A 15,142-nucleotide genomic window follows, 5' to 3' on the forward strand; every position below is an offset into this window, starting at 1 on the left:
GCCATTTAGCGCAATAAAAAAGGGAAGCCACTGGCTTCCCTTTTTACTGGCTGTCCCGACGCGAGTCACGCCGGGCAGGCTTGCGTTATACCGCCGTCTGGAAAATCACGCCGTCCGCTTTCTCAGTGTACTGATCCAGCTGGTCGAAGTTCAGATAACGGTACGTGTCCACCGCGGTTTTATCGACCTGGGACATGAACTGCTGATACTCTTCCGGCGTCGGCAGGCGACCAATCAGCGCCGCGACGGCGGCGAGTTCGGCAGACGCCAGATAGACGTTCGCCCCAGTACCGAGACGGTTCGGGAAGTTACGGGTTGAGGTGGAAACCACCGTCGCGCCGTCTGCCACACGCGCCTGGTTACCCATGCACAGCGAGCAGCCCGGGATCTCGATACGCGCGCCGCTCTTACCGAAGACGCTGTAGTAGCCCTCTTCGGTGAGCTGCGCGGCGTCCATACGGGTCGGCGGGGCCACCCACAGACGGGTCGGCAGCTGGCCTTTATGGGTATCCAGCAGCTTACCCGCCGCACGGAAGTGACCGATGTTAGTCATGCACGAGCCGATAAACACTTCGTCAATCTTATCGCCAGTGACGTCAGAGAGCAGACGCGCGTCGTCCGGATCGTTCGGCGCGCAGAGAATCGGCTCTTTAATCTCATTGAGATCGATCTCAATCACCGCCGCGTATTCGGCGTCAGCATCGGCTTCCAGCAGTTGCGGATCGGCCAGCCACTTCTCCATGCCCTGGATACGACGCTCCAGCGTACGACGATCGCCGTAGCCTTCCGCAATCATCCACTTCAGCAGCACGATGTTGGAGCTGAGATACTCAATGATCGGCTCCTGGTTGAGCTTGATGGTACAACCCGCCGCAGAACGCTCGGCAGAGGCGTCGGTCAGCTCAAAGGCCTGCTCCACTTTCAGATCCGGCAGCCCTTCGATTTCCAGAATGCGACCGGAGAAGATGTTTTTCTTCCCTTTCTTCTCAACGGTCAGCAGGCCCTGCTGAATCGCGTAGTACGGGATAGCATGCACCAGATCGCGAAGCGTAATGCCCGGCTGCATCTGGCCTTTAAAGCGCACCAGAACGGATTCCGGCATATCGAGCGGCATTACGCCGGTCGCGGCAGCGAACGCCACCAGGCCAGAGCCCGCCGGGAACGAAATCCCGATCGGGAAACGGGTGTGGGAATCGCCGCCGGTGCCGACGGTATCCGGCAGAAGCATACGGTTCAGCCAGGAGTGAATGACGCCGTCGCCAGGACGCAGCGACACGCCGCCGCGGTTCATGATGAAGTCCGGCAGGGTGTGGTGCGTGGTAACGTCAACCGGCTTCGGATACGCCGCCGTGTGGCAGAAGGACTGCATCACGAGATCGGCGGAGAAGCCGAGGCACGCCAGGTCTTTCAGTTCATCACGGGTCATCGGCCCGGTGGTGTCCTGTGAGCCTACGGAGGTCATTTTCGGCTCGCAATACGCGCCCGGACGGACACCGGCGACGCCGCAGGCGCGACCGACCATCTTCTGCGCCAGCGAGTAACCGCGGTTGCTTTCAGCCACATCTTTCGCGTGACGGAACACGTCGCTGTGCGGCAGGCCCAGCGCTTCACGCGCTTTGGTGGTCAGGCCACGGCCGATAATCAGCGGAATACGACCGCCCGCGCGTACTTCGTCGATCAGTACGTCGGTTTTGAGTTCAAAATTCGCCAGCAGCTCGCCAGTTTCGTGGTTACGCACTTCGCCTTTGAACGGATAGATGTCAATCACATCGCCCATGTTCAGCAAAGAGACGTCCACTTCGATAGGCAGCGCGCCCGCATCTTCCATGGTGTTGAAGAAAATTGGCGCGATTTTGCCGCCCAGCACCACGCCGCCGCCGCGTTTGTTCGGCACGTACGGGATGTCATCGCCCATAAACCACAGCACGGAGTTGGTGGCGGATTTACGGGATGAGCCGGTGCCGACGACATCGCCGACGTAGGCCAGCGGGAAGCCTTTCTGGTTCAGCGCTTCGATCTGTTTGATCGGGCCGACCACGCCAGGCTGATCCGGCTCAATGCCTTCACGGGCGTTTTTCAGCATCGCCAGAGCGTGCAGCGGGATATCCGGGCGCGACCAGGCATCCGGCGCCGGAGAGAGATCGTCGGTGTTGGTTTCGCCGGTCACTTTAAACACGGTGACGGTGATTTTGTCTGCCAGCGCGGGACGAGACAGGAACCATTCGGCGTCAGCCCAGGACTGCATGATCTGCTTCGCGTAAGCGTTGCCCGCTTTCGCCTTCTCTTCCACATCGTAGAAGTTATCGAACATCAGCAGCGTATGGGACAGCGCTTTGGCGGCAATCGGCGCCAGCGTGTCGTTATCCAGCGCTTCGATCAGCGGATGGATGTTGTAACCGCCCTGCATGGTGCCTAAGAGTTCAACGGCTTTTTCAGGGGTTACCAGCGGGGAGGTGGCTTCGCCTTTGGCGACAGCGGCAAGGAAACCTGCTTTTACATAGGCGGCTTCGTCAACGCCCGGGGGTACGCGGTTGGTCAGCAGGTCTAACAGAAACTCTTCTTCACCCGCAGGCGGGTTCTTCAGCAGCTCGACGAGTGCGGCCATTTGGGTTGCATCTAAGGGTTTGGCTACAATCCCCTCGGCGGCACGCTCAGCTACGTGCTTACGGTATTCTTCTAGCACGACGGTTCTCCTCGCTCTCATTGTCATAGTGGGAGCCAGGCTTCTCTCTTCACGCTCCTGTGAGACAGCAGTTTGTAGGGTAAATGCCCGGATCCGCGACGGGGAGAATAGCAGGAATTTGATGGGGTGTTAATCTGTTTACAAAAAAGCAACATTAAATATTTGCTGAATCGTTAAGCTGCGCAGAAGGCGTTTCAGAAGTGTGTTTTGGGGCACAAAAAAACCGCCGTGTGGCGGTTTCTTTGTTGTACGCGGGTGGTAGCAGGGACCGTTGTACAGTTTGTATGGCAGGTATAACACAGGGCGAATAGTGACATCAGAAAGGCAGACCCGCAAGCCCACTTGTACGTTTTGCGTACCGCTTTCAGAATTTACATGTAACTTGCTGCAAGCCCAGAAAACGCCTTCCGCCCTCCTCTCTGGCCCGCTACAGTAGCGCCTGGCCTGCTTCGCTGGTGTAGCAGCCAGTCACCGGGCCCGGAAGCAGTTCCAACAACCTACGTGGCAGGTATAACACACTTGCCTGGTTCTGCCTTTCCCGGTGAAGAGAGGATCAACGTAGCGCCTTCGGGACTACTCGCAATGGAGATGCGTTGGCTTTTTGCGCTCATCGTTGCGCTGGGTTCGCTGCTGGCGGCATCGCACGGTGGCTGGAATATTTCCGACATCACGGTGCTGCTGGTGGTGAATCTGGGCAATTAAGCTGCTGACGCCCGCAAGGGCGGTCTTTTACATCTCCCCGCCCTGCGCTCCGTTATCGGTTATAATCGTGTAATAAATACTCGCATTCTTATTCCGGACTACGCGCTCCCTTTCCCCATTAACGTTAAAAAAGGAAAACACGAGTAGATAATACTCGCGGCAACACCACGCCGTAAGGCACCGTTAGCCCCGGAGTCATTTATGAAGTTGCCTTTAAAGCCACACCTGCTCGCGCTACTGTGCAGCGCCGGGCTGTTTGCCGCCTCAGGCGTCCTGTTTGTGAAAAGTCAGGCTCCCGCCGCCCCTGCCCAAATGCCTGTTGCCGCGCAACCCGCGGCAACACAGGCTGCGCCTGCTACGCCAGCCGCCCCGACGTTTTCAGCCGCGCAAATCGATCAATGGGTGGCGCCCGTCGCGCTCTACCCTGACGCGCTGCTCTCCCAAATATTGATGGCGGCCACCTATCCCACGAACCTGGTGCAGGCCGCGCAGTGGTCGCAGGACCATCCCACACTGCAGGGCGACGCCGCCATCCAGGCGGTGGCCGGACAACCGTGGGACGCCAGCGTGAAATCACTGGTCGCTTTCCCGCAACTGATGTCGCTGCTGGGGCAAAACCCACCGTGGATACAAAGCCTGGGTGACGCCTTTCTGGCGCAGCCCGATGATGTCATGGCCTCGGTACAGCGCCTGCGCGCGCTGGCCCAACAGACAGGCGCGCTGACCTCCTCGCCGCAGCAGAAGGTGACGACACTGACCAAAACCGCGCCGCCCGCTCCGGCAGAGCAAACGACCGCCGCACCGCCCAGCTCAACGATTATTGAAATCGAACCCGCCACCCCTGACGTGGTTTACGTCCCCGCCTATAACCCGGCCACGGTTTACGGCGCCTGGCCAAATGCCGCTTATCCGCCCGTTTATTTGCCCCCAACGCCTGGCGAGCAGTTCAGCAGCAGTGTTGTTAAAGGTCTGGGATACAGTCTCGGCGTCGCCACGACCTATGCGCTGTTCAGCGCCATCGACTGGGATGATGACGATCATCATCATCATGACGATGATTACCACCACCACGATCATCATGACGGCGGCTATTCGCACAACGGCGATAACATCAACATTAATGTGAATAATTTCAATAAAATCACGGGAGAAAACCGGCCGGGGAACACGATACCCTGGCGCCATAACCCGGCGTATCGCTATGCCGATAACCGCGTCGCCGCGCAGTATCACTCTCCTGCCAGCGCCACGGGACTGAGCGCGACTCAGGCGCCCGCCAGCCGGGCGTCGCAGCGTCAGGCCGCAGCCGCACGGTTTCAGCAATCGACAGGGCATCGCGCCGCGCCGAATGCTTCGCATCAGCCAGGCCGCCAGCCACTACAGGCGCGTGCGCAGCGCAGCAATTACCGCGGTTACGATACCAGTAAGCCCGCGGTACAGCGGCAGGCAAACCGTACGCATAACGCGCGGGAACGCCAGGCTCACCAGGCTCCACGAAATGCGGCTTATCACGTTACGCGCGCCAGCGCGCTCAGCGGTAACGACAGCCGCTCCGCCACCTGGCAGGCGCAGCAGCAACGCGGTTTACAGAGCCGCCAACGGGCAGCTCCCCCTCATTCGGACACGCCGTTAAAGGCGCAGCATCCTGTCCGTCATCACGCTGAACGCCATCACTAAGGAGAAAAAGGTGAAACTCACATTCCTCGCCGCGCTGGCGTTCGGTTTAACCTCAACATACGCCCTCGCGCTGGCGCAATTCGCCACGCCGGAACAGGCCGCCGATGCCCTGACGCAGGCTATCGATACGCAGAACGAGACCGCACTCAGTGATCTTCTCGGCAATGACTGGCGTCAGATATTGCCGCCCGAAGGGGCCGATCCTGAAGCGGTTGACCGCTTCCTGCGTGACTGGAACGTCAGCCATCATGTGGTACAGCATGGCGATACCGCGCACCTGCAAGTAGGCGCGCAAAGCTGGCAGTTGCCGATCCCCATCGTGAAAAGCGCGCAGGGCTGGCAGTTCGATATGCAGGGCGCCGCGGATGAAATCGCCACCCGTACAATAGGGCGCAACGAACTCGCCGCGATTGAGGCGCTGCACGCGGGTGTTGACGCACAGCAGAGTTATTACGCCCTGAATCAGCGCTACGCACAGAAAATCATCAGCAGCGAGGGGCAAAAAGATGGGCTCTACTGGCCGGTAAAACCTGGCGAGGCGCCAAGCCCGCTCGGCCCGGCGTTCAGCCCGCAGACCGCAGATGCCGGCTATCACGGTTACCGTTTTCGTCTTTTACCGGCTCACGATAACGGCTTTACGATGATCGCGTGGCCCGTCCGTTACGGCGAGACCGGGGTAATGAGCTTTATCGTGACCCAGGATGACACCGTTTATCAGAAAGATTCTGGTCAGTCATCGTCGCAAACGGCGCAGGCGCTCGCCGCGTTTGATCCGGATGACGGCTGGCAGAAAGTCGCCGCTGAATAACAGGCATAAAAAAACGCCTCCGAAGAGGCGTTTTTATTTAGCGAGAGAAACTTACTTTTTCTTCGCTTTCGGGTTCGGCAGGTCGGTGATGCTGCCTTCGAACACTTCTGCCGCCAGACCTACAGACTCGTGCAGGGTCGGGTGCGCGTGGATGGTGAGCGCGATATCTTCAGCGTCACAACCCATTTCGATAGCCAGACCGATTTCACCCAGCAGCTCGCCGCCGTTGGTGCCGACAATCGCGCCGCCGATAACACGGTGGGTTTCTTTGTCGAAAATCAGTTTGGTCATACCGTCTGCGCAATCGGAAGCGATAGCACGGCCAGACGCCGCCCACGGGAAGGTGGCGGTTTCGTAGCTGATGCCTTTCTCTTTCGCTTCTTTCTCGGTCAGACCCACCCATGCCACTTCCGGCTCGGTGTAAGCGATAGACGGGATCACTTTCGGGTCGAAGTAGTGCTTCATGCCCGCGATAACTTCAGCGGCAACGTGACCTTCGTGAACACCTTTGTGCGCCAGCATCGGCTGACCGACGATATCGCCGATAGCGTAGATGTGCGGCACGTTGGTGCGCATTTGTTTGTCAACACGGATGAAGCCACGGTCGTCCACTTCCACGCCCGCTTTGCCTGCATCCAGATTTTTGCCGTTCGGCACACGGCCGATAGCGACCAGCACCGCGTCGTAACGCTGCGCTTCCGCAGGCGCTTTTTTGCCTTCCATGGAAACGTAAATACCGTCTTCTTTCGCTTCAACGGCAGTTACTTTGGTTTCCAGCATCAGGTTGAATTTCTTGCTGATACGTTTGGTGAAGACTTTCACAACGTCTTTGTCGGCAGCCGGGATAACCTGGTCGAACATTTCAACCACGTCGATCTCTGAACCCAGCGCGTGGTAAACGGTACCCATCTCCAGACCGATGATACCGCCACCCATAACCAGCATGCGTTTCGGTACTTCTTTCAGTTCCAGCGCATCGGTGGAATCCCATACGCGCGGATCTTCGTGCGGAATAAACGGCAGCTGAATCGGACGGGAACCCGCCGCGATGATAGCGTTGTCGAAGTTGATCACGGTTTTGCCGTTCTCGCCTTCCACTTCCAGGGTGTTCGCGCCGGTGAATTTACCCAGGCCGTTCACCACTTTCACTTTACGGCCTTTGGCCATACCAGACAGACCGCCGGTCAGCTGATTGATGACTTTTTCTTTCCAGGTGCGGATTTTATCGATGTCGGTTTTCGGCTCGCCGAAAACGATGCCGTGCTCGGCCAGCGCTTTGGCTTCTTCGATAACTTTAGCTACGTGCAGCAGCGCTTTAGAAGGGATACAGCCTACGTTCAGGCAAACACCGCCCAGGGTGCTGTAACGCTCGACGATTACGGTTTCCAGACCTAAGTCAGCGCAACGGAAGGCTGCAGAGTAACCTGCCGGGCCTGCCCCAAGTACCACGACCTGAGTTTTGATTTCAGTACTCATCATGACCTCTTTGTAATTTTCCGGCGGGTCTGACGCTTAAGTTTTAACGCCCATCATCCACCGGGACGTTCTATCCGCTCGCATTTTACAAAACTGTTAACAATTTTGAAACAACAAACGGCAGACGAATCCTTTTGGCATCCAATAATTTCGCACAGTCAGGCGGAATTACCAGAAAAAAGCCGGCCGTCAGGCCGGCTTTTTCGCTTACATCACCAGGCGGCGAATGTCCGACAGGGTGTTGTTGATGATGGTGATGAAACGCGCACCATCAGCACCGTCGATCACGCGGTGGTCGAAGGACAGGGAGATCGGCAGCATCAGGCGCGGCACGAACTCTTTACCATTCCACACCGGCTCCATCGCAGACTTGGAGACGCCCAGGATAGCCACTTCCGGCGCGTTCACGATCGGCGCGAAGTGGGTGGTGCCCAGGCCGCCGATGCTGGAGATGGTGAAGCAACCGCCCTGCATTTCGCCAGCGGTCAGTTTGCCATCGCGCGCTTTTTTGGAGATAACGGTCAGCTCGCGAGACAGCTCGGTAATGCTCTTCTTGTTCACGTCTTTGAAGACCGGAACCACCAGACCATTCGGCGTATCAACGGCAACGCCGATGTTGATGTATTTCTTCAGCGTCAGGCGCTGCCCGTCTTCAGACAGCGAGCTGTTGAAGCGTGGCATCTGCTCAAGGGCAGCCGCAACGGCTTTCATGATGAAGACAACCGGGGTGAATTTCACGTCCAGCTTGCGCTTCTCAGCTTCGGCGTTCTGCTGCTTACGGAACGCTTCCAGATCGGTGATATCGGTTTTGTCGAAGTGCGTAACGTGCGGGATCATCACCCAGTTACGGCTCAGGTTCGCGCCAGAGATTTTCTGGATGCGGCCCAGCTCAACTTCTTCCACTTCGCCAAACTTGCTGAAGTCCACTTTCGGCCACGGCAGCATGCCTGGCAGACCACCACCGGATGCGGCGGCAGGTGCCGACTCAGCGCGTTTCACCGCGTCTTTCACATAAGCCTGAACGTCTTCGCGCAGGATACGGCCTTTACGACCGGTGCCTTTCACTTTCGCGAGGTTCACGCCGAATTCGCGCGCCAGGCGGCGGATCAGCGGCGTCGCGTGGACGTAAGCGTCGTTCTCAGCAAATTCAGATTTGCCTTCGGCTTTCGCCGGAGCCGCAGCCGGTTTGTCAGCTTTCGCCGCCGGAGCCGGAGCCGCCGCTTCCTGTTTCGCAGCCGGAGCCGCCGCAGGCGCTGCGCCTTCCACTTCGAAGACCATGATCAGAGAGCCGGTGGAGACTTTATCGCCCACGTTGACTTTCAGCTCTTTCACGGTGCCCGCGAACGGCGCCGGGACTTCCATAGAGGCTTTGTCGCCTTCTACGGTTATCAGAGACTGTTCAGCGGTGACTTTGTCGCCCACTTTCACCAGCACTTCGGTCACTTCGACTTCATCGCCGCCGATATCCGGCACGTTGACGTCTTTCGCGCCTGCCGCTGCCGCCGGAGCGGACGCCGCCTGCTCGGTGACCTGCGGTTTGGCTTCAGCCGCTGGCGCTGCGCCCGCCACTTCGAAGACCATGATCAGGGAACCGGTAGACACTTTGTCGCCGGTATTGATTTTGATCTCTTTCACGGTACCCGCGAACGGCGCCGGAACTTCCATAGAGGCTTTGTCGCCTTCTACGGTGATAAGAGACTGCTCAGCTTCAACTTTATCGCCGACTTTCACCAGGATCTCGGTGACTTCAACTTCGTCGCCGCCGATGTCCGGTACGTTAACGTCTTTTGCTGCCGCTGCAGCCGGGGCAGCAGACTGCGCCGGTGCCGCTTCTTTCTTCTCTTCTGCCTTGGCAGGTGCAGCGTCTGCTGCACCGTCGGCGGAATCGAAAATCATGATCAGTTTGCCGGTTTCGACTTTGTCGCCCACGGACACTTTGATCTCTTTGACCACGCCCGCCTGCGGAGACGGGACTTCCATAGAGGCTTTATCGCCTTCTACGGTGATCAGCGACTGTTCAGCTTCAACCTTGTCGCCCACTTTGACCAGGATCTCGGTGACTTCAACTTCGTCCGCCCCGATGTCCGGTACATTGATTTCGATAGCCATTCTTTCTTTACCTCTTATGCCAGACGCGGGTTGACTTTATCTGCATCGATATTGAATTTAGCGATGGCGTCAGCCACCACTTTCTTATCGATTTCACCACGTTTAGCCAGTTCGCCCAGCGCTGCAACAACCACGTAGGAAGCATCAACTTCGAAGTGGTGGCGCAGGTTTTCGCGGCTGTCAGAGCGGCCAAAGCCGTCGGTGCCCAGTACGCGATAATCATCAGCCGGTACATAAGTACGAACCTGCTCGGCGAACAGTTTCATATAGTCGGTGGAAGCCACCGCCGGTGCGTCGTTCATCACCTGAGCGATGTACGGTACGCGCGGGGTTTCCAGCGGGTGCAGCATGTTCCAGCGCTCGCAGTCCTGGCCGTCGCGAGCCAGTTCGGTGAAGGAGGTTACGCTGTAGACATCAGAGCCCACGCCGTACTCTTTCGCCAGAATCTCTGCCGCTTCACGGACGTGACGCAGGATGGAGCCGGAGCCCAGCAGCTGAACTTTACCTTTGCTACCTTCGAGGGTGTCGAGTTTGTAGATACCTTTACGGATACCTTCCTCGGCGCCTTCCGGCATGGCCGGCATGTGGTAGTTTTCGTTCAGCGTGGTGATGTAGTAGTACACGTTTTCCTGCGCTTCGCCGTACATACGCTGCAGACCGTCATGCATGATGACAGCGACTTCGTAAGCGTAAGCCGGATCGTAGGAGATGCAGTTCGGGATAGTCAGCGACTGAATGTGGCTGTGACCATCTTCGTGCTGCAGACCTTCGCCGTTAAGCGTGGTACGGCCGGAGGTACCGCCGATCAGGAAGCCGCGCGCCTGCTGGTCACCCGCTGCCCAGCACAGGTCGCCGATACGCTGGAACCCGAACATGGAGTAATAGATGTAGAACGGGATCATCGGCAGGTTGTTGGTGCTGTAAGAGGTCGCCGCCGCCAGCCAGGAAGCGCCTGCGCCCAGCTCGTTGATCCCTTCCTGCAGAATCTGGCCTTTCTCGTCTTCTTTGTAGTACGCCACCTGCTCACGGTCCTGCGGGGTGTACTGCTGGCCGTTCGGGCTGTAGATACCGATCTGACGGAACAGACCTTCCATACCGAAGGTACGGGCTTCGTCCGCGATAATAGGAACCAGACGGTCTTTAATAGACGGGTTCTTCAACATTACGTTCAGGGCACGTACGAAAGCGATGGTGGTGGAGATCTCTTTGCTCTGCTCATCCAGCAGGGAGCGGAAATCTTCCAGCGCCGGCAGCTCCAGCTTCTCGGAGAAGTTCGGCTGACGAGACGGCAGGTAACCGTGCAGCGCCTGACGGCGTTCGTGCAGGTACTTGTGCTCTTCAGAGCCTTCCGGGAAGGTGATGTACGGCAGTTTTTCCAGATCTTCGTCGGCCACCGGCACGCTGAAGCGATCACGGACGTAGCGAACGCCGTCCATGTTCATTTTCTTCACCTGGTGAGCGATGTTCTTACCTTCGGCGGTGTCGCCCATGCCGTAACCTTTAATGGTATGAGCAAGGATAACGGTCGCTTTGCCTTTGGTTTCCTGGGCTTTTTTGAATGCGGCGTAGACTTTCTTCGGATCGTGGCCGCCACGGTTCAGGGCCCAAATCTCATCGTCAGACCAGTCTGCAACCAGCGCGGCGGTCTCCGGGTATTTACCGAAGAAGTGCTCACGCACGTAGGCGCCGTTTTTGGATTTGAAGGTCTGATAGTCGCCGTCAACGGTTTCGTTCATCAGCTGGATCAGTTTACCGCTGGTGTCTTTACGCAGCAGCTCGTCCCAACGGGAACCCCACATGACCTTGATAACGTTCCAGCCGGCGCCTTCGAAGATGCCTTCCAGTTCGTTGATGATTTTGCCGTTACCGGTGACCGGGCCATCCAGACGCTGCAGGTTGCAGTTGATGACGAAGACCAGGTTGTCCAGTTTTTCGCGGGTCGCGATGGTGATGGCGCCTTTAGATTCCGGCTCATCCATCTCACCGTCGCCGAGGAAGGCGTAAACGGTCTGCTCAGAGGTATCTTTCAGGCCGCGGTGTTCCAGATATTTCAGGAACTTCGCCTGGTAGATAGCGCCGATCGGGCCAAGGCCCATCGATACGGTCGGGAACTGCCAGAATTCCGGCATCAGTTTCGGGTGCGGGTAAGAGGACAGACCGTTGCCGTGAACTTCCTGACGGAAGTTGTTCATCTGCTCTTCGGTCAGGCGGCCTTCAACGAAAGCACGCGCGTAAACGCCCGGAGAGATGTGGCCCTGGAAGTACACCAGGTCGCCGCCGTCTTTGTCGTTGCGCGCACGGAAGAAGTGGTTAAAGCACACTTCGTAGACGGTCGCGGAAGACTGGAAGGACGCCATGTGGCCGCCGAGCTCGAGGTCTTTTTTGGACGCACGCAGCACGGTCATAATAGCGTTCCAGCGGATAGCAGAACGAATACGGCGCTCCAGTTCCAGATTACCCGGGTATTCCGGCTCTTCTTCAACGGGGATGGTATTGATGTACTGACGGGCGGCACTGCCCGCCGCTACGTTCACGCCGCCTTTACGAGCTTCGGAAAGCAGCTGATCGATCAGATACTGAGCACGCTCAACACCTTCTTCACGGATTACCGATTCGATCGCCTGTAGCCAGTCGCGAGTTTCGATCGGATCCACGTCATTTTGTAAACGTTCTGACATGGGGGTATTCCTTATCATCTATCTAATACGTTGATTTATCTGGAACCTGTCCCATTGCACTCTATGCTCTTACAGCGTCCGGCTGCGTCTTTGGCGACTGTGCGCCCCCTTTTTCAAAGGGCTTCACGCTTGCCGCCGCGATGCAACCTGAACTACGGGCACTTAACAAAGCGCAATAAGACAGGTTCTGGGTTTAGTTGCCGCGCTTGAATGGCGCTTTTGGTACAAATCTTCCGGCGAAAACCGGAAAAATATTAATTCTTACGTTGCTCCAGACGGCGCAGCGAGCGGTCTCGACGGCTCTGCTCACGGCTGCGGTCCAGCAAAATTTCTTCAATGAACGCCAGGTGGCGATGCGACGCTTCCCGCGCCTGCTCCGGCTCCCGCGCCATAATCGCCTCGTAAATACGGGTACGATGGCCGCTGACCAGCGGCAGCATTTCACGTCGCGCATAAAGCAGTTCGAAGTTCTGACGGACGTTTTGCGCCAGCATCGGCTCCATGCAGCGTAGCAGATGAAGCAGCACTACATTATGGGCGGCTTCCGTTACCGCTATCTGATACTGCACCACCGCGTTTGATTCCGCGTCCAGATCGCCGGACTCCTGAGCACGTTCTATAGCCTGATGACATTCGCTTATACGCGCTCTGTCTTCGTCGGTGCTGCGCAGCGCTGCGTAATAGGCAGCGATACCTTCCAGCGCATGACGCGTCTCAAGAAGATCAAACTGGGATTCGGGGTGGTCAGAGAGGAGTTCTACCAGCGGGTCGCTGAAGCTTTGCCAGAGCGTACTCTGAACAAAAGTACCGCCGCCCTGGCGACGAAGCAGCAGGCCCTTCGCTTCGAGACGCTGAATCGCCTCTCGCAGGGAGGGTCGGGAAACGTCGAACTGTTTAGCCAGCTCGCGCTCAGGAGGCAGTTTTTCGCCGGGACGCAGAGTCCCTTCGAGGATCAAAAACTCCAGTTGCTGCTCAATCACATCGGAAAGTTTTGGTTGGCGGATTTTGCTGTAGGCCATATTCCCTGTCTCTGCCATTCGCCCGGAGTCAATTGGTATGACCAATTTAACGTTCGTGTTGGTAAAGTAACAAAGTATTCACCTTCTGTCCATCCTGGTTTTGATTGAAATCAGGAAAGCCCGCATATTTTAACAAGGTTAAAGAAATAACGTTTCAGAAATGTAACTCCGCACAAATGAACCCGTTACCTCAAAAGCGGTAGTTTTAACGCTAATGAAACGTAAGGGTGCGCAAACTGAACCGATTCATTAGAGTAAAATATGAATATTCATTCAAAATTTACGCTTAAAATGAATGAACACCTCCTCCCAAGGAATAACCGCAGCGATTTACAAATGGTTTCTTTTTATTCACTCCGCTGGTGGCCCCTGAGAAAGCAGGTGCATTTGGCGGCGCTTATCACTATTCTTGGCGCTGCGGTAGTCGTTACTACAAAATTCATCCTTATTGGCTGTAAAGAAAAGACTACACACAGCGACATAACAACATTACAGCAGCGCCACGCTGCGGATTAAAATAACCACAAACGAGGTTTTATGATGGAAGGTCAACAGCACGGCGACACGCTGAAGCGCGGCCTCAAAAACCGCCATATTCAGCTTATCGCGCTGGGTGGTGCTATCGGTACGGGCCTGTTTCTCGGCAGCGCCTCCGTGATCCAGTCGGCAGGGCCGGGGATCATTCTCGGCTACGCCATTGCAGGGTTTATCGCCTTTCTGATCATGCGCCAGCTCGGCGAAATGGTCGTGGAAGAACCGGTCGCAGGCTCATTTAGCCATTTTGCCTATAAATACTGGGGCGGATTCGCGGGCTTTGCATCCGGCTGGAACTACTGGGTGCTCTATGTCCTGGTGGCGATGGCGGAACTGACCGCGGTCGGTAAATACATCCAGTTCTGGTGGCCGGAAATCCCGACCTGGGCCTCTGCCGCCGTCTTCTTTGTGGTTATCAACGCCATCAACCTGACTAACGTAAAAGTGTTCGGCGAGATGGAATTCTGGTTCGCCATTATTAAAGTCATCGCGGTCGTCGCGATGATCCTGTTCGGCGCCTGGCTGCTCTTTAGCGATACCGCAGGCCCGCAGGCCTCAGTCCGTAACCTGTGGGACCACGGCGGCTTCCTGCCGCACGGCGTCTCCGGGCTGGTCATGATGATGGCGATTATCATGTTCTCTTTCGGCGGCCTGGAGCTGGTCGGTATCACGGCGGCGGAAGCCGACGAACCGGAAAAAAGCATTCCGAAAGCCACCAATCAGGTTATCTACCGTATTCTGATCTTCTATGTGGGGTCGCTGGCGGTGCTGCTTTCTCTGCTGCCGTGGACGCGCATTACTGCCGATACCAGCCCGTTTGTCCTGATTTTCCATGAGCTGGGCGACTCGCTGGTCGCGAACGCGCTCAACATCGTGGTGCTGACCGCGGCGCTCTCCGTCTATAACAGCTGCGTTTACTGCAACAGCCGTATGCTGTTCGGCCTCGCCAGACAAGGCAATGCCCCGAAGGCGCTGCAGAAAGTCGACAAACGCGGCGTGCCGGTGAACACCATTCTGGTCTCCGCCGCTTTTACCGCGCTGTGCGTGCTGATTAACTACCTGGCGCCGCAGGAAGCTTTCGGCCTGCTGATGGCGCTGGTGGTCTCTGCGCTGGTCATCAACTGGGCGATGATTAGCCTTGCGCATATGCGTTTTCGCCGCGCCAAACAGCAACAAGGCGTCACGCCGCGCTTCCCGGCCCTGCTCTACCCCGCCGGCAACTGGCTGTGTCTGTTGTTTATGGCTGCGGTGCTGATCATCATGCTGATGACCCCGGGCATGGCGATTTCCGTATGGCTGATCCCGGTATGGCTGGTTATCCTGGCTATCGGTTACTTCATTAAAGAGAAAAAAGCGAAAGCGGCGCACGCCCGCTAAGCCATAAAACCCTCACCCGACCGGGTGAGGGGTGTTACCTTCCTCACAAATTCTTCCGCACAACACGATTATCCATCTC

At 57.1% G+C, this 15,142-nt stretch carries 9 protein-coding genes; 4 read left to right on the forward strand and 5 right to left on the reverse strand.

Annotation, left to right across the window (positions count from 1 at the left end; genetic code table 11):
- Positions 1-85: 85 nt before the first annotated feature.
- A complete protein-coding gene (gene acnB / locus AB8W27_RS17025; RefSeq protein ID WP_161577603.1) occupies positions 86-2,683 on the reverse strand; it encodes a bifunctional aconitate hydratase 2/2-methylisocitrate dehydratase in 2,598 nt (865 codons plus the stop codon).
- Positions 2,684-3,586: 903 nt separating this feature from the next.
- Here acnB and AB8W27_RS17030 point away from each other — a divergent pair.
- A complete protein-coding gene (locus tag AB8W27_RS17030) occupies positions 3,587-5,062 on the forward strand; it encodes a DUF3300 domain-containing protein (RefSeq protein WP_041923199.1) in 1,476 nt (491 codons plus the stop codon).
- Between the two features lie 10 nt (positions 5,063-5,072).
- Complete coding sequence (locus AB8W27_RS17035) at positions 5,073-5,870, forward strand: DUF2950 family protein (RefSeq protein ID WP_041923198.1); 798 nt, start codon at positions 5,073-5,075, stop codon at positions 5,868-5,870.
- Positions 5,871-5,921: 51 nt separating this feature from the next.
- Here AB8W27_RS17035 and lpdA read toward each other — a convergent pair whose 3' ends face one another.
- From lpdA to pdhR, 4 genes are all read right to left on the reverse strand, one after another.
- Entirely contained in the window at positions 5,922-7,346 is a 1,425-nt protein-coding gene (lpdA, locus tag AB8W27_RS17040; RefSeq protein ID WP_004388373.1) for a dihydrolipoyl dehydrogenase, read from the reverse strand.
- Positions 7,347-7,553: 207 nt separating this feature from the next.
- A complete protein-coding gene (aceF, locus tag AB8W27_RS17045; protein ID WP_012815318.1) occupies positions 7,554-9,455 on the reverse strand; it encodes a pyruvate dehydrogenase complex dihydrolipoyllysine-residue acetyltransferase in 1,902 nt (633 codons plus the stop codon).
- A gap of 14 nt (positions 9,456-9,469) precedes the next feature.
- Positions 9,470-12,133, reverse strand: coding sequence for a pyruvate dehydrogenase (acetyl-transferring), homodimeric type (gene aceE, locus AB8W27_RS17050; RefSeq protein WP_007768424.1), 2,664 nt, complete (start codon positions 12,131-12,133; stop codon positions 9,470-9,472).
- Between the two features lie 254 nt (positions 12,134-12,387).
- Positions 12,388-13,152 carry a pyruvate dehydrogenase complex transcriptional repressor PdhR gene (gene pdhR / locus AB8W27_RS17055; RefSeq protein ID WP_007768422.1) on the reverse strand — a complete coding sequence of 255 codons (765 nt, stop codon included), beginning with the start codon at positions 13,150-13,152 and terminating at the stop codon, positions 12,388-12,390.
- Between the two features lie 261 nt (positions 13,153-13,413).
- Between pdhR and AB8W27_RS17060 the strand changes: the two genes are divergently transcribed.
- Both AB8W27_RS17060 and aroP read left to right on the forward strand, forming a co-directional pair.
- A complete protein-coding gene (locus AB8W27_RS17060; RefSeq protein WP_282913955.1) occupies positions 13,414-13,668 on the forward strand; it encodes a hypothetical protein in 255 nt (84 codons plus the stop codon).
- A gap of 24 nt (positions 13,669-13,692) precedes the next feature.
- Positions 13,693-15,063 (forward strand): aromatic amino acid transporter AroP, encoded by a 1,371-nt coding sequence (gene aroP, locus AB8W27_RS17065; RefSeq protein ID WP_012815315.1) that lies wholly within the window; start codon positions 13,693-13,695, stop codon positions 15,061-15,063.
- Positions 15,064-15,142 lie beyond the last annotated feature (79 nt).

It is taken from the genome of Cronobacter turicensis (assembly GCF_041222865.1).
Classification (GTDB): domain Bacteria; phylum Pseudomonadota; class Gammaproteobacteria; order Enterobacterales; family Enterobacteriaceae; genus Cronobacter; species Cronobacter turicensis.

Bases quoted from the DNA above. Each gene is read 5' to 3' on its own strand.
- AB8W27_RS17030 (WP_041923199.1), top strand. From the start codon at position 3,587: ATGAAGTTGCCTTTAAAGCCACACCTGCTCGCGCTACTGTGCAGCGCC.
- lpdA (WP_004388373.1), bottom strand. From the start codon at position 7,346: ATGAGTACTGAAATCAAAACTCAGGTCGTGGTACTTGGGGCAGGCCCG.
- aceF (WP_012815318.1), bottom strand. From the start codon at position 9,455: ATGGCTATCGAAATCAATGTACCGGACATCGGGGCGGACGAAGTTGAA.
- aceE (WP_007768424.1), bottom strand. From the start codon at position 12,133: ATGTCAGAACGTTTACAAAATGACGTGGATCCGATCGAAACTCGCGAC.
- pdhR (WP_007768422.1), bottom strand. From the start codon at position 13,152: ATGGCCTACAGCAAAATCCGCCAACCAAAACTTTCCGATGTGATTGAG.
- AB8W27_RS17060 (WP_282913955.1), top strand. From the start codon at position 13,414: ATGAATATTCATTCAAAATTTACGCTTAAAATGAATGAACACCTCCTC.
- aroP (WP_012815315.1), top strand. From the start codon at position 13,693: ATGGAAGGTCAACAGCACGGCGACACGCTGAAGCGCGGCCTCAAAAAC.